This is a genomic window from Vagococcus lutrae (assembly GCF_023299185.1).
GTDB lineage: Bacteria > Bacillota > Bacilli > Lactobacillales > Vagococcaceae > Vagococcus_A > Vagococcus_A lutrae.
The window spans coordinates 1,639,455-1,660,729 of sequence record NZ_CP097017.1; the positions used below are offsets into that span (position 1 = coordinate 1,639,455).

General features: G+C 32.3%; 18 protein-coding genes. All 18 read left to right on the forward strand.

Annotation, left to right across the window (positions count from 1 at the left end; all coding sequences use genetic code 11):
- Positions 1-56 precede the first annotated feature (56 nt).
- On the forward strand, positions 57-2,090 hold the full coding sequence (ftsH, locus tag M2919_RS07940; protein ID WP_168413264.1) for an ATP-dependent zinc metalloprotease FtsH: 2,034 nt from the start codon (positions 57-59) through the stop codon (positions 2,088-2,090).
- A 70-nt stretch (positions 2,091-2,160) separates the two neighbouring features.
- Positions 2,161-3,048 (forward strand): Hsp33 family molecular chaperone HslO, encoded by an 888-nt coding sequence (gene hslO / locus M2919_RS07945; protein ID WP_126762460.1) that lies wholly within the window; start codon positions 2,161-2,163, stop codon positions 3,046-3,048.
- An 11-nt stretch (positions 3,049-3,059) separates the two neighbouring features.
- A complete protein-coding gene (gene dusB, locus M2919_RS07950; protein ID WP_126762462.1) occupies positions 3,060-4,049 on the forward strand; it encodes a tRNA dihydrouridine synthase DusB in 990 nt (329 codons plus the stop codon).
- An 84-nt stretch (positions 4,050-4,133) separates the two neighbouring features.
- Positions 4,134-6,092: a lysine--tRNA ligase gene (gene lysS, locus M2919_RS07955; RefSeq protein ID WP_248848598.1), complete on the forward strand. Its 1,959-nt coding sequence runs from the start codon at positions 4,134-4,136 to the stop codon at positions 6,090-6,092.
- Positions 6,093-6,700: 608 nt separating this feature from the next.
- Positions 6,701-9,931, forward strand: a complete 3,231-nt coding sequence (locus M2919_RS07960) for a hypothetical protein (RefSeq protein WP_248848599.1) — start codon at positions 6,701-6,703, stop codon at positions 9,929-9,931.
- Positions 9,932-10,332: 401 nt separating this feature from the next.
- Positions 10,333-11,937 (forward strand): hypothetical protein, encoded by a 1,605-nt coding sequence (locus M2919_RS07965; protein WP_248848600.1) that lies wholly within the window; start codon positions 10,333-10,335, stop codon positions 11,935-11,937.
- Positions 11,938-12,136: 199 nt separating this feature from the next.
- The gene (locus M2919_RS07970) at positions 12,137-12,418 is read left to right on the forward strand and encodes a CD1845 family protein (protein ID WP_248848601.1); all 282 of its coding nucleotides are present in this window, start codon (positions 12,137-12,139) and stop codon (positions 12,416-12,418) included.
- Between the two features lie 84 nt (positions 12,419-12,502).
- Positions 12,503-13,258: a replication initiator protein A gene (locus tag M2919_RS07975; protein WP_248848602.1), complete on the forward strand. Its 756-nt coding sequence runs from the start codon at positions 12,503-12,505 to the stop codon at positions 13,256-13,258.
- Positions 13,255-14,097, forward strand: a complete 843-nt coding sequence (locus M2919_RS07980) for an ATP-binding protein (RefSeq protein WP_248848603.1) — start codon at positions 13,255-13,257, stop codon at positions 14,095-14,097. Before M2919_RS07975 ends, M2919_RS07980 begins: the two co-directional genes overlap by 4 nt.
- Positions 14,094-14,579, forward strand: coding sequence for a PcfB family protein (locus M2919_RS07985; RefSeq protein WP_248848604.1), 486 nt, complete (start codon positions 14,094-14,096; stop codon positions 14,577-14,579). The genes M2919_RS07980 and M2919_RS07985 overlap by 4 nt, the downstream gene beginning before the upstream one ends.
- Positions 14,576-15,304, forward strand: coding sequence for a BRO family protein (locus tag M2919_RS07990; protein WP_248848605.1), 729 nt, complete (start codon positions 14,576-14,578; stop codon positions 15,302-15,304). Before M2919_RS07985 ends, M2919_RS07990 begins: the two co-directional genes overlap by 4 nt.
- Complete coding sequence (locus M2919_RS07995) at positions 15,301-17,082, forward strand: VirD4-like conjugal transfer protein, CD1115 family (protein ID WP_248848606.1); 1,782 nt, start codon at positions 15,301-15,303, stop codon at positions 17,080-17,082. The genes M2919_RS07990 and M2919_RS07995 overlap by 4 nt, the downstream gene beginning before the upstream one ends.
- Positions 17,083-17,235: 153 nt before the next feature.
- Positions 17,236-18,189 carry a hypothetical protein gene (locus tag M2919_RS08000; protein ID WP_248848607.1) on the forward strand — a complete coding sequence of 318 codons (954 nt, stop codon included), beginning with the start codon at positions 17,236-17,238 and terminating at the stop codon, positions 18,187-18,189.
- Positions 18,182-19,363, forward strand: a complete 1,182-nt coding sequence (locus tag M2919_RS08005) for a hypothetical protein (RefSeq protein WP_248848608.1) — start codon at positions 18,182-18,184, stop codon at positions 19,361-19,363. The genes M2919_RS08000 and M2919_RS08005 overlap by 8 nt, the downstream gene beginning before the upstream one ends.
- A 227-nt stretch (positions 19,364-19,590) precedes the next feature.
- Complete coding sequence (locus tag M2919_RS08010; RefSeq protein WP_202585292.1) at positions 19,591-19,902, forward strand: single-stranded DNA-binding protein; 312 nt, start codon at positions 19,591-19,593, stop codon at positions 19,900-19,902.
- Between the two features lies 1 nt (position 19,903).
- Positions 19,904-20,119, forward strand: coding sequence for a Maff2 family mobile element protein (locus M2919_RS08015; RefSeq protein ID WP_202585291.1), 216 nt, complete (start codon positions 19,904-19,906; stop codon positions 20,117-20,119).
- A gap of 13 nt (positions 20,120-20,132) precedes the next feature.
- Positions 20,133-20,996 carry a VirB6/TrbL-like conjugal transfer protein, CD1112 family gene (locus tag M2919_RS08020; RefSeq protein ID WP_248848609.1) on the forward strand — a complete coding sequence of 288 codons (864 nt, stop codon included), beginning with the start codon at positions 20,133-20,135 and terminating at the stop codon, positions 20,994-20,996.
- Positions 20,997-21,007: 11 nt separating this feature from the next.
- Positions 21,008-21,271 carry a hypothetical protein gene (locus M2919_RS08025; RefSeq protein ID WP_248848610.1) on the forward strand — a complete coding sequence of 88 codons (264 nt, stop codon included), beginning with the start codon at positions 21,008-21,010 and terminating at the stop codon, positions 21,269-21,271.
- Positions 21,272-21,275 lie beyond the last annotated feature (4 nt).

Sequence of the window (21,275 nt, forward strand, 5' to 3'; positions counted from 1 at the left end):
TTATGTTAGAATACTAATGTATGTATCGTGATTAAATAGCTAGAGGGAGGCTCTATATGAATAAAAAGAGAAACGGAGGCCCAAAAAGTACCACGTATTATATTATTTTGTTACTAGCGATGGTCGTTTTGGTTAGCTTCTTTTTTAATGATTCGCGTAATGTAGGGACTGAAATACCTTACTCCGCGTTTAGCGAAAAATTAGAACAAAAAGAAATTAAAGACATGGAAATCACACCTGGAAATGGTGCCTATGTCATTAAAGGGACTTACAATTCCAAACAAAAAGTGGAAGGTAACGGCTTGCGCGTGATAGGGGATACTAACGTTGAGACCGATCGTTTCACGACAACCGTCTTACCTAATGATTCTACTATGGCGAAAATTGCAGATGCTGCAGAAGAAGCCGGTGCAAAAGTCAATATTAAAGAACAAAGCAACAGCGGTATGTTCTTAACCTTGATTTTATCTTTCTTACCTGTCTTGTTGATGATTTTCTTCTTCTATATGATGATGGGTCAAGGACAGCAAGGTGGCGGTGGCGGACGTGTCATGAACTTTGGCAAGTCTAAAGCAAAAGAAGCAGATAAGAAAGCGAATAATGTTCGTTTCTCTGATGTTGCAGGCGCTGAAGAAGAAAAGCAAGAGTTAGTAGAGGTTGTCGAATTCTTAAAAGATCCTCGTCGATTTGTAGAATTAGGCGCACGTATTCCTGCAGGGGTTTTATTAGAAGGACCTCCAGGAACAGGTAAAACATTGTTAGCGAAGGCTGTTTCAGGCGAAGCTGGCGTGCCATTTTATTCTATTTCAGGTTCTGACTTTGTTGAGATGTTTGTTGGGGTAGGGGCTAGCCGTGTTCGTGACTTGTTTGAAACGGCTAAGAAAAATGCACCAGCGATTATCTTTATTGATGAGATTGATGCTGTTGGTCGTCAACGTGGCGCCGGCATGGGTGGCGGACATGATGAACGTGAACAAACGTTAAACCAACTGTTAGTTGAAATGGATGGTTTTAGTGGGAATGAAGGTGTCATCGTTATTGCCGCGACAAACCGTTCAGATGTATTAGACCCTGCATTATTGCGTCCCGGCCGATTTGACCGACAAATTTTAGTTGGTCGTCCAGATGTTAAAGGACGTGAAGCGATTCTTAAAGTCCATGCGAAAAACAAACCGTTTGCTTCAGATGTCGATTTAAAAGTCATTGCACAGCAAACACCAGGTTTTTCAGGTGCTGATTTGGAAAACGTCTTAAACGAAGCTGCTTTAGTAGCTGCTCGTCGTAATAAGAAGAAAATTGACGCTTCAGATGTGGATGAAGCACAAGACCGTGTTATTGCAGGACCGGCGAAGAAAGATCGTGTTGTTAGTAAAAAAGAACGTGAATTGGTGGCATACCATGAAGCGGGTCATACGATTGTGGGGCTTGTACTAAGTGATGCTCGTACAGTTCATAAAGTAACGATTGTTCCTCGTGGACGTGCAGGTGGTTATATGATTGCTTTACCAAAAGAAGATCGTTTCTTAATGACGAAAGAAGAAATGTTCGATCAAATTGTTGGCTTACTTGGTGGACGTACGGCTGAAGAAGTATTCTTCGGAGTAAAATCAACAGGTGCAAGTAATGACTTCGAACAAGCAACTGCGTTAGCACGTAGCATGGTGACGGAATATGGTATGAGTGAAAAACTTGGACCTGTTCAATACGAAGGTAATCATCAAGTCTTTATTGGCCGTGACTATGGTCAAACGAAAGCGTACTCTGAAACAGTCGCGTATCAAATTGATGAAGAAGTACGTAATATCTTAAACCAAGCACATGCGAAAGCGCGTGAGATTATTGAAGAGAACCGTGAAAAACATGAACTTATCGCGAAGATGCTATTAGAGCATGAAACATTGGATGCACGTAGTATCAAATCGCTTTATGAAGAAGGGGTTATGCCTTCTGATGAATTAGAAGAAGAGTTTCCAAGTGAGAATGGTCGTTCATTTGACGAAGCAAAAAAAGCGTTAGAAGAAAAAGAAGCACGTAAAATGAAAGATCACGAACACGAAGAGCAAAATAGTAACCAACCAGATAATGAATAAGTTATGATAAAAGTGGGTTGCCTAGGCAACCCACTTTTCATGTCAATAATAGAAAGATAAGGTGAAATAGATGCAAGATTATTTAGTAAAAGGGTTAGCGTTTGAGGGACAAATTCGAGCATTTGCTGTACGTGCGACTGAAACTGTTTCAGAAGCGCAACGTCGTCATGATTCATGGCATACGTCTACTGCTGCTTTAGGTCGTTCTTTAGTCGGGGGCTTGTTATTAGGTTCCATGCAAAAAGGCGAAGAAAAAATGACTATTCAAATTCAAGGTGACGGACCGGGCGGTAAAATTGTAGTGGATAGTAATGGCAAAGGTCAGGTAAAAGGTTACATTGACCAACCTCATATTGCCTTACCGTTAAATGATGCTGGGCATATTGATGTGCGAGGAGCTGTCGGAACAACCGGCAGTCTATCTGTGACAAAAGATTTAGGTTTGAAAGAACCGTTTATCGGTCAGGTTCCCCTTGTTTCAGGAGAATTAGGGGAAGATTTCACTTATTATTTAGCTCATTCCGAGCAAATCCCTTCAGCTGTGGGCTTAAGTGTAAAAGTCAATCCAGATGAAACGGTAAAAGCGGCAGGGGGCTTCATGATTCAAGTGATGCCGGGAGCAACGGATGAAACCATTACAGAAATTGAACAACGTTTATCTAATATGCCGTTGGTCTCAGATTTGATTGACAAAGGGGAAGAACCTGAAACGATTTTAGCACGTTTACTTGGTGAGGAAAACTTAACCATTTTAGATACGATGCCAGTTGCTTTTCATTGCGACTGCTCAAAAGATCGTTTCTCACGTGTTATTTTGACTTTAGGAAAAGAAGAAATACAAGCGATGATTGATGAGGATCATGGTGCAGAAGCTGTCTGCCATTTTTGTGGTGAAAAGTATCATTATAGTGAGCAAGAACTCGAGCAGCTAATTGAAGAAATCCAGAGCCAACGATAGGGGGAAACAACATGTGGAAGATAGGAGATGTTGAGATTCCTAATCGTGTTGTTGTAGCACCAATGGCAGGTATTAGTAATTCAGCTTTTCGCGTGACTGTAAAAGAGTTCGGTGCAGGGCTCGTCGTATGCGAAATGATTAGTGACAAAGGGTTACATTTTAAAAATAAAAAAACATTAGAGATGCTACATATTGAAGAAGTAGAACATCCCATTAGTTTGCAAGTGTTTGGTGGCCAAAAGGAAACGCTTGTTGAAGCAGCTAAGTTTGTTGAGGCGAATACAACTGCTGATATTATTGATATCAATATGGGCTGTCCAGTTAATAAGATTATTAAGGCGGAGGCGGGCGCTAAATGGTTGCTTGATCCTAACAAAGTTTATGAAATGGTGTCGGCAGTATCATCAGCCGTTTCAATTCCAGTTACCGTTAAAATGCGTATTGGTTGGGATGAAGAACATGTCTTTGCGGTAGAAAATGCTTTGGCGGCAGAAAAAGCAGGGGCATCGGCTATCGCAATGCATGGACGGACTCGTACACAAATGTATGAAGGAAAAGCAAATTGGGATGTTCTACGTCAAGTGAACGATGTCTTAACTATTCCTTTTATGGGGAATGGAGATGTTCGAACACCAGAAGACGCCAAACGAATGTTAGAAGAAGTCGGATGTGATGCCGTCATGATTGGTCGTGCGGCATTGGGCAATCCTTGGATGATTTACCGTACGGAACACTATCTGCGTACAGGCGAATTACTACCCGAACCTGAACCAGCTGAAAAAATTGAAACGGCAAAACTACATTTAGTTCGTTTAGCAAACTTAAAAGGCGAAAAAGTAGCTGCAAGAGAATTTCGTCAGCATGCAGCTTATTACTTAAAAGGGATTCCGCGAGCGACTAAAACAAAATTAGCAATCAATCAAACAGATTCTCCAGATGAAATTATTGTGCTTTTGGATGAATTAGTTGCAAAAGTTGCTAACATGCCGTCGAGAAGATAAAACAAATAAGGTAAAGGGAGATTTCCCTTGCCTTTTTTGTTTTTTATGTGGCATTATAGAAGAGATGAAATGAGTTTCACGAGGATGGAGGAAAAAACAGTGACAGACTATCAAGAGATGAATGATCAGTTAATCGTTCGTCGTGAAAAAATGAAAAAATTACAAGAACAAGGGTTAGATCCTTTTGGTCAACGTTTTGAGCGCACGCATGATTCTAAGATGCTACACGATGCTTATGAAGCGCTAAGTAAAGAAGAAATAGCTGCAAAAGCAGAGCGCGCCACAATCGCCGGACGTATTGTAACAAAACGTGGTAAAGGAAAAGTAGGTTTTGCTCATTTACAAGATCGCGAAGGACAAATCCAAATTTATGTAAGAAAAGATGCAGTAGGTGAGGAAGCATATGCGTTGTTTGACCAAGCAGATTTAGGGGACTTTATCGGGGTCAGTGGCGAAATCATGAAAACGAACATGGGAGAACTTTCTATTAAACCAGATGAGTTAACGTTCCTAACTAAAGCATTGCGTCCATTACCAGATAAATATCACGGTCTTGCAAATGTAGAACAACGTTACCGTCAACGCTATCTTGATTTGATTAGTAACCGTGAAAGTTTTGATACATTTGTTATGAGAAGTAAAATTGTTTCTGAAATTCGCCACTACTTGAATAGTAATGGCTATTTAGAAGTAGAAACACCAACATTACACAATATGGCAGGTGGGGCTGCCGCACGTCCATTTATTACACATCACAATGCGTTAGATATGGAGTTATATTTGCGTATCGCCTTAGAGCTTCATTTGAAACGCTTGATTGTAGGTGGAATGGAGAAAGTCTATGAAATTGGACGCGTCTTCCGAAATGAAGGAATTGACACGACTCACAATCCAGAGTTTACGATGTTGGAAGTTTATACAGCCTATGCGGACTATAAAGATGTCATGGATTTAACTGAGGGAATTATCACACATGTCGCGCAAACAGTATTAGGTAAACTGGAAGTGACTTATGGAGCTGATGTGATTAATTTAGAAGGACCTTGGAAGAGAATTCATATGGTCGATGCGATTAAAGAGAAGACCGGCGTGGATTTCTGGCAAGAAATGAGTGATGAGGAAGCACGTGCTATTGCGAAAGAACACAACGTTCATATCGAAGATCATATGGATTTTGGTCACGTAATTAATGAATTCTTTGAAGAGTTTGTTGAAGACACCTTAATTCAACCAACATTTGTATATGGTCATCCTGTATCTATTTCGCCTTTAGCTAAGAAAAATCACGAAGACCCACGATTTACCGACCGTTTTGAATTCTTTATTTCAGGCCATGAGTATGGGAATGCCTTTACAGAGTTAAATGATCCGATTGATCAACGTCAACGATTTGAAGATCAAATGAAAGAAAAACAATTGGGTAACGATGAAGCTCATGGAATAGATGAAGATTTCGTAGAGTCGTTAGAATATGGTATGCCACCAACAGGGGGACTAGGAATCGGGATTGACCGCTTAGTCATGTTATTAACAAATTCTCACTCCATTAGAGATGTGTTACTATTCCCAACGATGAAACCACTAGGAGCAGAAAAGGCTGTAAACCAAGGTTCTGAGGGAGATAATACCAAAACTTACGACCAACTTACGACCGATTTAGAAGAAATTGATTTTTCTGAAGTTAAAGTTGAGTCTCTATTTGAAGATATGATTGACTTCGAAACATTTTCTAAAGCTGATTTTAGAGCAGTAAAAGTTCTCAACTGTGAAGAAGTACCTAAGAGTAAAAAACTCTTGAAATTCACTCTAGATGATGGATCTGATAAAGATAGAGTTATCTTAAGTGGAATTAAAGAAAATTACAGTGCAGAAGAATTAGTTGGAAAAACACTGCTAGCTATATGTAACCTTCCACCAAGAAAGATGATGGGAATTGATTCCGAAGGAATGATTATCTCAGCCATCCATGAGGAAGAAGGAAAAGAAAAATTAAATCTGATAATGTTAAGCCCTAGAATTCCAGCAGGGGCAAAAATGTATTAAAAAGAACACGCTAAAATTTTTAAAAAGGCTGAGGTGAAAACTTCAGTCTTTTTATGTGCATTAACTATGTGGTAAATTAATTTTTATTTGATACAATTATTGTAATAACTAAAAAAAAGAATAAACAAGATTAAGCGGGAGATAAACTTTATCAGTTATTTGTTTATAGATAAATTATCGAGGGGGATTATGAGCAAAGTATTTATATTCCTATAACTTTTATAGGTAGGTGAAAATCAAATTATCATATAAATGTGTAGGACGAATTTCTGAGTATTAAAATTTGATATTTATAGTTAACTAGGTTGAATAAGCTTAATAAAGTTTTTAATACCCTAGAAAGACGATTAGAGGCTAGATAAAGGCAATTTGGCTATATTGGTATTAAAGCGAGAAAAGGAATCCACAGGCGCTATCTAGGGGCTCTGTGTCGTGATTGTAACAAGGGCTAATAGTAACGAGAGATACTAGGTTTGAAGCTCTCTGCTAAAAAGTATTTGTATCATGAAAGTTTTTGGTTTTAAATTGAAAAGGTGAATGAGTTTAATTGAGTTAATGAACTAATGTAAATATATTATGAAGTGACATATTGGTAGGAAGTGATATAAATGAATGAAAAAAAGTTTTATAAAAAAATTCATCCTGATTTATTTTCAGATACAAAAATTGTTAAAAAAGGGAAATTTTCAGAAGAGTTCTTTTCTTATTTTTTAGAATCTTTAACTAGTCAAAGTCTGGAAAAAGAATTTGAAAAATATTGTAAAGGTATAGCAGAAGTTACCATTTGTCCTAATTTGCTCCCTCAAACCGGACCTACAGGAGGGGGGGACAGTAAGGTGGATTCTGAAACTTTTCCAGTTTCGGAGACAATAGCTGAGGGATGGCTAGTTGGATATAGTGACTCTGCACATAGTGAAAGATGGGCTTTTGCAATTAGTGCAAAGAAAGCTTGGAAATCGAAATTTAAGTCGGATGTAAAGAAAATAATTGAAACTAATGAAAATCTGGGAAGAGGATATAAAAAGATATTTTTTATGACCAATCAATTTGTTTCTGACAAAAAAAGAGCAGAAGCAGAAGATGAATTAAGAAGTGTATATGGTATAGATATACGTATATTGGATAGGACTTGGTTATTAGACAATACATTTAAAAATGATAATAAAAAAATAGCAATTGAAGCATTTAATATGTCTGAAGATTTATACGATACGGTAGATGAGGGCTCAAAAGATAAAGAACGCAAGAAAGCATTAGCTGATATTGAACAAGAATTACAAAATCTAGAAGAAATAAAACCGGCGAAAATAATAAAATTATCAACAGATTATATTGTTTTTTTAAGAGAGCTAGAGGTTGATAAGTCGACAATGATTAGTGGTTTAGATAGAAACCTTAGATTAGCTAAAAAATATGGTAACATAAAGGATTATGCAAATGCCATATATGATTATTGTTGGACAATAATATGGTGGTATGAAGAGCGTGATAGATATTATGAAATGTATCTTAAACTTGAGGAATTATACAAAGAACACCCTGAATATTATTCAATTTTAAAACAATTAAGTACTCTCTGGATTACATTGAATTCTAATCACAATAAAGGCAAAAAAATAATTAATAAAATAGAGGATCATACTCAGTTTTTAATAGATTCATTTCGGAGATTTATTCAAGATACTGAGAATCCTAAAAGAGGTAAATTAGCTAAATTTGATTATCAAATGATGAGATTGCAATATCCTGAAAAATGGGATGATATAGTTCAAACGTATATAGAGATTCTCAGTGATTTAAATTTTAATAATGACATTGATTTATATCAATTAAAAAGAATTATGGAACTTAATATCTTGAAGAAATGTCCTCAGTATGATGAGTTACTTGAACTTCTTATTGATTTACTGGGAAAGCAGTCAAAGAATAATGAATCCTCACAATTATTATTAAAAAGGGGAGATGATTATTTTAAGAGTGATGTATATAAATCAATTAAGTTCTATAGCCGAGCTTTAACAAAGCTATTTCATGAAAACTCTAAAATAGATTTAATTCAAACTTATATGCGATTAGGTAGTGCTTTTGAAAAAATTGGTCTGTTATGGAGTGCAAGAAGTTATTATATAAGAGCATTTATGGATTCAATGAATTTAAATTTCTTTGAAGGAAATGCAATTCCAGGTTTGTTTTTATCAGCGAGGGCACTAAAATATTTGGAATTACGGTTAGGGAGAATTGAGTCTTCATTACAATATAATGAATTAGAATTAATAGGATTAGGAATGTATCCATATGATACTGATGAGAAAGTAGAAATGGAGATCTATACACATTACGATGCTTTATTGGCCATTGCATTATTAAATTTAACAAATGATAGTATTGAACAATATATAAGTTTTCCAGATTATTTAAAAAAGCAAGGATTAGAGATATCATCAGCTGCTTTAAAATATAATCTAGGGTATTATGATGATGATTTTATTGAGGTAGTTGGAACAAAAGATTGTGTTAATGAATATATGGAACAATTAGTTGAACAACCTGCATCTAAATACTTTCAAGATAAATTTAGTGAGGAAAGCTCTTCTAAAAAGGTTGAGTTAAAAACGAAGATTATGGGTTGCAACATAAGTATTAATTTTGATAAACATAGTTATTTAAGAGAGTTTGGCTCAACTATATTGGCACTGTTTGAAAATATATTTGTTACTTCTATTTATAATCAAATCTTTCCATTACTACCAGAGTTTATAGTAAACATAGAGGAGAAAGACGAAAAAGAATTTGGATTAGAAATTAAGCAAAATGATAATATCATCAATGTATATATTTCAAATATTTCAGAAATAGTAGAATATTCAAAAAAAGATTTTGTATTAGAAAAATTGACTATTATTGTGTCAATATTTATTGCACAAATGCTCCTATATGAGAGTGAGTTCAAAAAATTTCAAAATATTGTTGAAGATGAAGAAACAATGTTTAGAACAATATATTGTTCTAGTACATTAGATACTTTTGTCGTATTTGATGAAGATTATTGTTTATTAGATCGGTTAGAAAATGAGAAAAAATATAAATTAGTTAGAAAAAATAGTTTAATAAATAAAGAATATAAAATGCAAGAAGATTTAGAAAACATGAATCGATTTAATGAAATTATCTATGGAAAAAAAACAGAAGATATTGATTTTTCTAAAGTGTCGCATGAGCACATCCAAAGTAGCAATGTAATTTATATTCCATTATGGGATAAAGCAGGCTGGAGGGGGCTCACAGTTATTAGTGACAAAAATTATGAATATCCTCCTTTTGTCGGATTATTATTTGATAATAAAGAAGGCATAGATATTTTTAGAAAGTGGAAAAAGGAAATAAAAGCCGAGAAAATTACCCTTGGTATCATTACGGGTATCAACAAGGCTAATCAATATTGGTATAGAGTCATTATTGGTGAAGATTTTATTGGGTCTAAAAGTATAGAAAAAAATAGTCATCCAACAATTTTTAACCAATTAACTAGATTGCATACTATGGAGGCAAAAAATCATTCAAATCTGAATATTTTAAAGAAGTCTCTTGAAAAACATAACACTTTTTATTTTTTACCAGTCTTGTTGGAAGATTTAAAAACAAATACATTAAGAATGGATTTATCAATCTTAAAAAGTACTAAAAGCATTATCATTAAAGATATTGTTGATATCGGAGAACAAGATAGGTTTTTATTGAATGGATTAATGCCAACAGATCAGCCATATAATAAATCAGGAAAAGAAATATTTGCTGAAAAAGTAATAAAGATGAAAAAAAACTTTATCGAGGGAAAATAAGCTAATTATTTAGAATTTAATAGATAAAGTTACAAACATTGAAGAACATTATGTTTTAAATCAGTGGATTTGAAGAAGATTGTAAAGCTAGTAGAAAAATAGAATCATATACTAAGAAGATTGGCTTAATAGAAGCTATAATTAGAATGATTTTAGTTATAATTGGAATATGGGCAATAATTATTCAATAACATATCTTAGTTTGTTCGGGATAACAATCCACATGAATAGATAAGTAATTTGTATCGATAAGTGTTGAAATTATTATATGACTTCACAAGTGAATCTCGTGTCATAATTATGACAACGGCAGATAGTAATAACGAATACTGTGTTTCGAGGACTCTACTAGAGAAATAAAATATGGGTTTATGTATTAAAAAGTTTAAAGGAGGAGCTATATGCCAAGAAAAGGAATTACTATTTATGATTTATTAATTTCTTGTCCTGGAGATATTTCAGAATATTTGGGTGTATTAAAAGAAAGTGTCGAAAGCTTTAATAGAGTGTTTGGTACTTTAAATAATATTGAAGTAGTTACTAAACATTGGTCTACTGATAGTTATCCTGAATCAGGTGATAAACCACAAGAATTACTAAACAAACAATTTGTTAGAGACTGTGATGCAGCAGTTGCTATTTTCTGGACAAGGTTTGGAACACCAACTGATAAATATGGTTCTGGTACTGAAGAAGAAATAGAAGAGATGTTATCAGTTGGCAAACAAGTTTTTATGTATTTTTTGGACGCTCCCATTAACCCTTCTGAAGTAGACATGGAGCAATATAGAAAAGTGTTAAATTTTAGAGACAAATATACAGATAGAGGGATATATGCAGTAGTTAAGGATAAGCATGATTTCCAACGTCAATTTACAAATCACTTATCATTGTATTTTTTACCTTTAATTTCAGGTGAAGCACATGCATCAAATGAAATTTTAAAACCTATTTTAAAAATAAGGGACATTAATACTTCATCAGATGAATATTGCACAATTAAGAGAAATAATTTACTTAGATCAAGACTTATTACTGAAAAAAAAGAAAAAATTATAGAAAGTATTGAGGTTCTTAAAAAATCTATTTTACCTAAAAAAGAGATTGAAGAGTCAAGTATAATCAAAGATGATAAGGAAAATGAATTGAATACTTATAGGATTCCACAGATTGCAAAATTAGGAGGAGAAATAAATAGTTTTAGAGGTATAAGCGACTACGTTAAAGTTGATGATAATTTGAAAAAAACTATTAATGATTTTGCTAATACGAATCACATAAAGCTTGAAGATGAATTTTGGAATTTAGGGAATTTAAAGAGTTATAATCTTAAGCTTCAACTTCCTTTTGGTAATAATGGACCTTCGTATGAGGGGACTGATGAGGAAAAAAATCGTTACTCATTATTAGAAGACCTATATTGGAATATAATGGCTTACAATGAATATAATGAATATTTTGGATTTATAGATAGCATTAAAGTTACCGAACTTATGATTTCGAATTTAGGTAAGACTTATGATGAAGATATCGATATTAAATTAATAGTCCCTAAAGATTGTCTTATAAAGCTAGATGATTTGCCTTACCCAGGAATAAATATCATAGAAAAAATATTGGATATAAAATTAGTTGATTTCTTATTCTCTACAAAAGAAAGTGATAAGGTCAGCAATTATAGATATTATCCGATGGAACAACCAAACTTCAGAGACATTAACAATTTATACCCGTTTCCAGGGAAAAGTATTGCTGAGGAGTATGAAGATAGAAAGAGTGCCTATCGCAATTCGTTAGATTCTTTATTTTTGTATAAGGAATTTGAAAATTCGGAAAATGACATACTAGTGTTTGATATAAAATATTTAAAGCATAACTCCTCAATGGCTTTTCCTTCTGTATTGATGTTTAAAAATGTTCCACAAACAATCGAGTATGAGATAACTTCAAAACATATACCTGAAGTTATAAAAGGACAACTCGATATTAAAAGTGGATCATATTAACAGAGTAAAATATTATACCCATTAAACAATTAAAAGTTATTAATGAAGTTTTTTATGTGTGGGATATATTATATAAAATTTAATTAGAATATGAATGTCTATTGGAATATGATTCTAGGAGTGATTATAAAAATTAGCCAATAGTAGTTTATCAGAGATTAAAAGACTTATTAAATTAAGGGAGGAGTAGCTAGAAAAATTGAAATTATTATTAAAACTCATATTTTTTCCAATAACCCTTTTGCTATCGGTGACGACCTATTTTCTGGTTTTTCTTTTAGGTGTAGGAACTTGTATGTTGAGTATTATATCAACACTTGTATTAATAGGAGTGGTTGCTTCGTTTATTAATGGAGTAGTTGTAACTGGGATAACCGCTTTAATTTTGGCTTTAATATTTAGTCCTTACGGCTTACCATTAATAGTTAGTAAAGTAATTATAGGAATAGAAGCAATCAATTTGAGAATTAAAAGTATTTAAGAAAAATTAAATAGGCTGATTTAAGACGATAGAATTAAAACTCTGTCGTCTTTTTTTATGCCCTGAAAGGGGGGGGAGAGTAATATGAAGTTTGATTATTTTTATCATAGAGAGGGCGAAAGATTTAGTTTTTATATGTTACCCAAGATTTTGATTTTTGATGACTTATTTAAAGAACTATCTTCAGATGCAAAAATACTTTATGCCTGTTTATTAGATCGTATAGATTTATCTAATAAAAATGGTTGGCGTGATAGTGAAGGCAGAGTGTTTATTATATTTACGATAGAAGAGATTATGAAATCTCTAAACAAGTCAAACAAAACAGCAGTAAAAATCATGAAAGAACTTGATGATATAGGTTTAATAGAACGAAAAAGGCAAGGGCTAGGAAAACCGAATCTAATTTATGTAATGGATTTTATGAAACCTTTTACACCTGAGTGTAAAAGTTACACTGCAAAAGTGAAGACATTACACTCGAGAAATGTAAATAGTACATATCAAGAAATGAAGAAAATACAAAGAACTAATACTAATAATAATAAGACTGATATTAAGAATACTGATTTGAACAAGGGAAAAACAAGTTATGGCTATTTTCAAAATATTTATTTATCTGATGAGGAGCTAATTAACTTAGAAGCTATATTAGGATATAGGCTTGATAATTATATTGAACGTTTATCAAGTTACTTGAAAAGTACAGGTAATCATTATCAAGATCATCATGCAACGATATTAAGTTGGTTTCATAAAGACCTAGGAGATAGGAATAATGTTAATGCTGGTAGTGATGTTCCAACTTTTAAAGATTATAGCGAAGGAGATTTTTTATGATAGAAACAATTTTAATTAACGGACTAAAGTATCCATTCAATAACGAAAGAGAAGATTTAATTGATGGGCACGTTTACTGCAAGACATGTGGTGAACAGCTAGATACCAAACCAATCAAATTATTTGGAGAACGATATATTTTCACAAAAAAGTGTTTATGTGAAAGAAAAAAGATAGAAGCCTTTGAAAGACAGCAGAGATTAATACAAATAGACTCATTGAAAAAAGACTGTTTTAAATCTCCAAAGCAATGGTCACATAGCTTTGAGAACTTTCAAGGGGAAAAGACTAATGCATACATTACAGGACTTAACTATGCTAAAGAATTTAAAGAAATGAAAGAAGAAAATGTAGGCTTGCTCTTATTTGGTCCAGTAGGAAGTGGAAAATCATACTTAGCTTCCTGTATTGCAAACTATTTAATGGAAAATGAAATGATAAGTGTAAAAATGAGAAATTTTTCTGAGATTATTAACGAATTACAAACAGGTGGTTTTAATTTGGATAGGAATAAATATATTGATTCATTTACAAATGCACCCTTATTAATTCTTGATGACCTTGGTATAGAAAGAGATACTAGCTATGCTAAAGAGCAGGTATATAACGTAATAAATAGTAGATATCTCAAGCAGAAGCCGACTATTATAACAACCAACTTGCCGTGGAAACATATCTTAAATAGCAATGAAAGCATGGAATATCAAAGAATTTACTCAAGGATAGTAGAAATGTGTATTCCAGTTCAGGTTAGATCAGAAGATTATAGGAAGAGAATTAATGATAATAAATTAGATAAATACAGAGAAATGCTTATAAGAAGAGGTGATAAAAGATGATAAATGAAGAAATCTCTAATAAGACAGTTAGTATTCAAGTTAGAGCAAGTGAAAAGTTAATGTATCAGGTTCTAAAAACTTTAAAGAAAATGCAAAAAGAATCCAAAGAAGTAGGTGGAATGGAGCAATATCTTAAACAAAAAGGTAGTGAAATTAAGTTAAAGGATCTGGTGAAAAAAGGCCAGCTTGAAGAAATAGAAGTAAAAGAACCTGAGTTAAAAGAACTTAGAAAAGAGTTGAATAAGCATGGTGTTAAATTTTCTATTCTTCGAGATAAAGAAACAGGTAATTACAATGTGTTTTTTCAAGCTAAGGATACTAAGATAATGGATATAGCTTTCAGCAAGGCTTTACAAAAAGCTGAACAAAAACACGATAAGAAGCAATCGGTAAAAAAACAAATCAATCAGTTTAAAGAAAAAATAAAAGAAACTGTTACTAATGATAAGGTTAAAAATAAACATAAGGAGCAAAGTTTATGAGTAATATTTTACAATTTAATAATCAAGAATTTGGAGAACTCACTATTATTGAAAAAGACGGTGAGTTTTTCTTTTTAGGAAAAGAGGTTGCTGAGAAATTAGGATACTCAAATACTAGAGATGCTTTAGCAAGACATGTTGATATAGAGGATAGAGCTGACGTCGGTATCCACGACGGCAGACAGATGAGAAAGATGACAGCTATTAATGAGTCAGGTCTTTATTCCCTGATACTATCTTCAAAACTTCCAACTGCTAAGAGATTCAAGCACTGGATAACAAAAGAAATTCTTCCAAGCATTAGAAAACATGGAGGATATATTGCCAACCAAGAAAATTTACCTAACGAAGAAATATTGTCTAGAGCTATCCTAGTTGCATATAATGTTATTGAAGAAAAGAATCAGAAGATAAAAGAATTAGAATCTAAAGCTAATTACTATGATTATTTGGTAGATAAGAATCTATTAACTAATTTCAGAAATACAGCTAAGCAATTAAATATCCCACAAAAAGCATTTATTGATTTTTTGATAGAAAATGATTTTGTCTATAGAGATAGGCATCAGAGGCTTTTACCTTATGCTAGAAAAAACAATGGATATTTTGAGGTTAAGGAATGGATTAGTGAAGATGGAAGATTAGTTGGAATTCAGACGATGATAACACCTAAGGGAAGGAATTATTTTTTACTTTTGCTAGGAGGTGGGTGGTTTCCATTGTGATTGATAAGATACTGAAAGATGTAAAAGAGGCTTTAAAGATAGATAGTCCAAAAGAATTTATGATTTATCGGCTACCTTATATCATAATTTTCTACATTGGTAATATTTTTACTAAACATGTAAATACCTATGTAGGTGGAGATATTATAGATAGAGTTTTTACAGCTATTCTACAAATAGATACTATGAGTTTTCTTCCGAGTTTTAAGTTCAATGACTTAATAACTGGTTTAGCACTTTCAGGTGTAGTAAAAGTTATTGTTTATAGAAAGGGCAAAAATGCTAAGAAGTTTAGAGAAGGTGAAGAGTATGGTTCAGCAAGATGGGGAACGAAGAAAGATATTCATCCATATATTGATGAAAAGTTTCAGAACAATGTAATTCTAACTCAGACTGAATATCTGACCATGAACCCTAGACCAAAGAATCCAAAGTATGCGAGAAATAAGAATGTCATGGTTATTGGAGGTTCTGGTTCAGGTAAGACCAGATTTTATGTAAAACCAAATCTTATGCAAATGCACTCGTCCTATGTTGTTACTGATCCAAAAGGAACAATCATCATAGAGTGTGGAAAAATGCTTGAAAGAAATGGATATAATATTAAAGTTCTAAATACAATTAACTTTAATAAGTCTATGAAATACAATCCCTTTGCTTATTTAAGGTCAGAAAAGGATATATTAAAACTAGTCCAAACTATTATTGCTAACACAAAAGGTGAGGGAGAAAAAGCAGGTGAAGACTTTTGGGTTAAGGCTGAAAAGCTCTACTATACAGCTTTGATAGGATATATCTTCTATGAAGCTCCTAAAGAAGAGAAAAACTTTGCAACTCTACTTGATATGATAGATGCTTCAGAGGTTAGAGAAGATGATGAAAATTACAAGAATCCAATCGACCATCTGTTTGATGCTCTAGAAAGAAAAGATCCAGCACATTTTGCGGTTAAGCAATATAGAAAGTATAAATTAGCAGCTGGGAAGACAGCTAAATCTATTCTAATTTCATGTGGTGCAAGGCTTGCTCCCTTTGATATTAAAGAATTAAGAGAGTTGATGAGTGAAGATGAATTAACCTTAGATACGATAGGAGATAAAAAAACAGCACTATTTGTTGTTATTTCGGATACAGATGATACCTTTAACTTTGTAGTATCAATTATGTATTCTCAGCTATTTAATCTTCTATGTGATAAAGCTGATGATGTATATGGAGGTAGACTTCCAGTTCATGTGAGATTCTTGCTTGATGAGTTTGCCAATATCGGTTTAATTCCAAAGTTTGAAAAGCTTATAGCAACCATTCGTTCAAGAGAGATTTCAGCAAGTATTATCTTGCAAGCTCAATCACAACTTAAAGCTATCTATAAGGATCATGCCGATACTATTGTCGGTAACTGTGACTCTATGATTTTCTTGGGTGGCAAGGAGAAGACCACCTTAAAAGAATTATCAGAAACACTAGGTAAAGAAACTATTGACCTATATAACACCTCAGAAAACAGGTCTAATCAGAAGAGTTTCGGTCTTAATTACCAGAAAACTGGTAAAGACTTAATGAGTCAAGATGAGATTACAGTTATGGATGGTAGTAAATGTATCTTGCAACTTAGAGGTGTAAGGCCGTTTTTATCTGACAAATACGATATTACCAAACATAAGAATTATAAGCTTCTCGAGGACTATGACAAGAGAAATTCTTTTGATATTGACAAGTATATAAACAAGAAAGACAAACCTAAACTCAAAGCAAATACTGGTGTGATTAGATTATAGTTTAAATAGAAGCCTTTAAATTATATAATTGATACAATAGCTATAGTAAAGAAAATTAGCTGATAGCGTTTAAATCTTATAAATTTTATTTTTATGAGTATAAACAAAATATTAATATGCTAAACATGTAGTTGAAAAAAGGAGGTATAAGCATTGATACTTAAAGTATTTGATATTAGTGACGAGGTAGTTGTAAATGAAATTAATGAAATACAAAAAAGTAATATTATAAAAATTTTTAATGAGTTAACAAAAGAAACACACTTGATTACCAATTGCTATCTGGATACAGGATCTGATACTTATAAAGTTAGTCCAATCCACTATTTTAAAGAATCTTTTGATAAAGAAGCTTTTAATTATAAAAGGATAGCTGACGATTTATTAAAGGCAGAATGTAAAGCTGATGGAACTAGGAATATCACAATTAGAGAAGGATTATTATTTATAAAAGCTGATAAAAATACTATTACTATTATGAAACTTGAAAAGTTAGAAGTTATTGATAAAAACTCCTATGAGATTAAGAGCGAGCTTGGAAAAGAAAAAGATTATTTTAAAGTTTGTACGTTTAAAGGAAATTATGATGATATTAAAATAATAGATAAAAATAGGACTGCAGCAAAATATTGGTATCAGACTTTCTTAGGTTTAACTAGAAAAAGAACTTCGGAGGACAATACTCAAGATGTTATTGATTTAATATTTAATGATGAACTATTTGTGGAAGAGGTTATTAGAAGAGAAAACTATAATGAAATTAAGAGGTTCACTGAGTTTTATTTATTTGATAATAAAAAGTTTGATAAATCAGATTTATTTAATGAATTAAATAGTAGTGGATTATTTGAGCTAAAAAAAGAAGATGAGTTGTTTTCTGATAAATCTAGCCAAATAGATTCAGATTTTGATATTTCCGAAAAAATAATTAATCGTAAGTATCAAAGAAATATTCCGACATCACCAGAGATAACGATAAAAACCAAAAATTATTTAGAAAGTATTAGAGATAATGAGTTGATTTTCAATGAAAAAGATAAAACTATCAAAATAATAATAGATGAAGAATATCTAGAATCAGTAAAGGAGAAGTTAGAAAGTGAGTAAACCATTCCATTGGAAAAATACTTCTTTGAAGATTGATTCTCAAACAGCTGAGGGAGCTTTATTAATAGAAGTATTAAATGAGGAAGGCATCAAGTTGAGAGGCGATGAGTCAATACAAATATTAGAAAATCAACAAGAATATTATATTCTTGAAGATGAATTTATAAACAATTCAAAAAACTTATCTTCAATTATCCTGAAGTACTCTGCAAAACATTTTGATGATATTGCTACAGTTTATGATAAGGAACTTAATAGATTTAAATATTTAGAAGTTGATTCAGCAGATAAGAACTTCTATGAAGAGATTGTAATAGAAAATATTGTAGATGCGGATATTCGAGAATTTCCAATATCAATAAATACATTGGAAACAGTATTTGATAAGGTTAATAAGAAGTCAAATCTAATTCTAGATATATTCATATTAATCGCTTTGGCAAATAAGAGTAATTTTAATGCTGAGGAATTTAATTTTGAAGTTAGAGTTGATGATAAAATCTATAGGGGAGCCTTGAATATTGATTCTAAACCATTAAAGTTATTTCCAATTTATGATTGGGTTATTAATGATGAAGAGTATAAAGAATCGTATAATGTTAAGTTACATGTTGTAAGACAAGTAATTATCAATAAGCAAAATATTGGAGATACATTAGGTCTCCTTGAAGATTCAAAGTTAGCTTATAAGAGAATTATTTCTAAAAAAACCAATGAATATTTTGAGCAATTGAATCAGTTAAAAGATGACTTTTTAGTTTTATCGCAAAATGAAAATAGTGCATTACGAACCTTGAATTTAACATTTTTTGCTTGGTTAGGGTCCTTAGGATTAGAGTTATTTAAAGTTATTATTGACTACAATGGAGTCAATATTTTTCAATATATTTTGTTTTCAAAAGGAGAAAAAAAAAGCATAGTAGTTTTGATTTTTATTATTGCATTAATCGCTATTTTTGTAGCATATATAATAGAAATTAAATCTCTTGAAGGGACATATGAAGTAATAAAAACAATATATAAAGATAAGATTTTGTTTCAGACAGAGGAAGCTGATGAAAAAAAATTCGAGAATACAATAAAAAGACCGAAAGTTGGAAAATTGCAAATAGCAGTATTTTCTTTAATACTTATGCTTCTTTTTTGGAGATTTATTCAAACTTTTCCATGGTAAGCAAATTAAATTTTTAGTTTGTTTGAGTAGATCATTTTAAAGACGATAGAAATATCGTCTATTTTTGTACCCAATTTTGTACCCAAAGTTAGGAGGTTATAATGAACTGGATAAGAAGTCCTACTATTTAGAAAAAACAGAAAATTTAATAGAGAACTATAAGCGATTGGAAAAGTAATAAGTCCAATCGCTTTTTTATTTTAAGAAAAAGGAGAATATAGAAATTAATGAATAGAGAAATGATTAATATTAATGCAAATTTAGTTAAGGAACCTGAATTTTCAGAGTTTGAAAAAGATGAAGAAGTTATTCAAGTTGCAAATTTTACTCTTGTTAAAAAGTATGGAAAAGGCAAGGAATATACTAATTGTTCAGTATATGGGAAAAAGGTAGAAATTGTAAAAGGATTTGAAAAAGGAGATCTGATTCATGTCTTTGGATATTTCAAAGAAAATAAAAAAGGAGATAAGGTCTACAAGAACTTTATAGTTAAATCACTAAACAAAATAGAAAAAAGACAAGAAAATGAGGAGGAATAATATGGAATTTTTTACAGCTGGAGTTGGAGTTTTAAAAACACTTGTAACTGCAATTGGTGCAGGCTTGGGAGCGTGGGGTGTTATTAACTTAATGGAAGGTTATGGTAATGATAACCCTGGAGCTAAATCTCAAGGTATTAAGCAGTTAATGGCTGGTGGTGGTATCGTACTAATTGGTCTAAAACTAATCCCACTATTAGCAAATGTATTGAAATAAGGAGTGATAAACCATGTTTGGAATTTTCGATAAAATAACGGAGTTTTTTAAAGAACTTTTAATCGGAGGGATCCAAACAAACCTTGAAGATATGTTCATTGACATCAATGACAAGGTAGGAACGATAGCGATAGATGTGGGGCAGACACCTATGGGATGGAATGGTGATGTATTTTCTTTTATCAAAAGTATAAATGACTCCGTTATTATTCCCATTGCTGGCCTTATTATAACAGCCATACTTTGTGTTGAACTCATTAATGTAGTTATACAAAGAAATAATATGCATGATACAGATACCTTTGAGTTTTTTAAGTACATTATCAAAATGTGGATTGCTGTTTGGCTCGTTTCTCATGCCTTTGAGTTTTCAATGGCCGTCTTTGATGTGGCTCAAAATCTGGTGCAAAAAACGGCAGGGGTCATCAATACCTCTGCCGTAGTTTCATCAGATGAAATACTTACAATGGTTGAGGCTTTAAAGGAAAAAGAGATGGGAGAATTGCTTATGATTCTTGTTGAAACATCACTTGTTAAAATAGCTATCCAAATTGTTTCCATTGTTATTATGCTGGTAGTTTACGGAAGAATGTTTGAAATCTATGTCTATGCTTCAGTTTCAGCAATTCCATTTGCAACGATGGGCAATAAGGAATGGGGACAAATCGGCAGTAACTATATCAAAGGTTTATTTGCCTTAGGGCTTCAAGGTTTGTTTTTAATGGTATGCCTTGGTATTTACGCAGTATTGATAAAAACAATTAAAATAGAAAATATTCATCAGGGAATTTTTAGTGTATTAGGTTACTCCCTATTACTTGGTCTCATGATGTTAAAGAGTGGAACACTTGCCAAGAGTGTTATGAATTCACATTAGGAGGAAGATAGATGACAAAGAAAAAATTAGTAGTTATTGGTTTAGGTGCATTAGCAGGTTTAACAGGTCTAATAACTTTCGAATTAAAGAAAAAAGAAAGATTTGATAAATTAGAAGATATAGTATCAAGATTGATTTTCACACAAGATTCATTACTCGAGTATCAAACAAAGAAGAATGAAGATTTTGAAGATATATTAGACAATCTAGTTGATGAAGTTGGTTCTGTATATGAACATTTAGAATATGTGCAAGTAAAGGAAAATGAAAAATAGAACA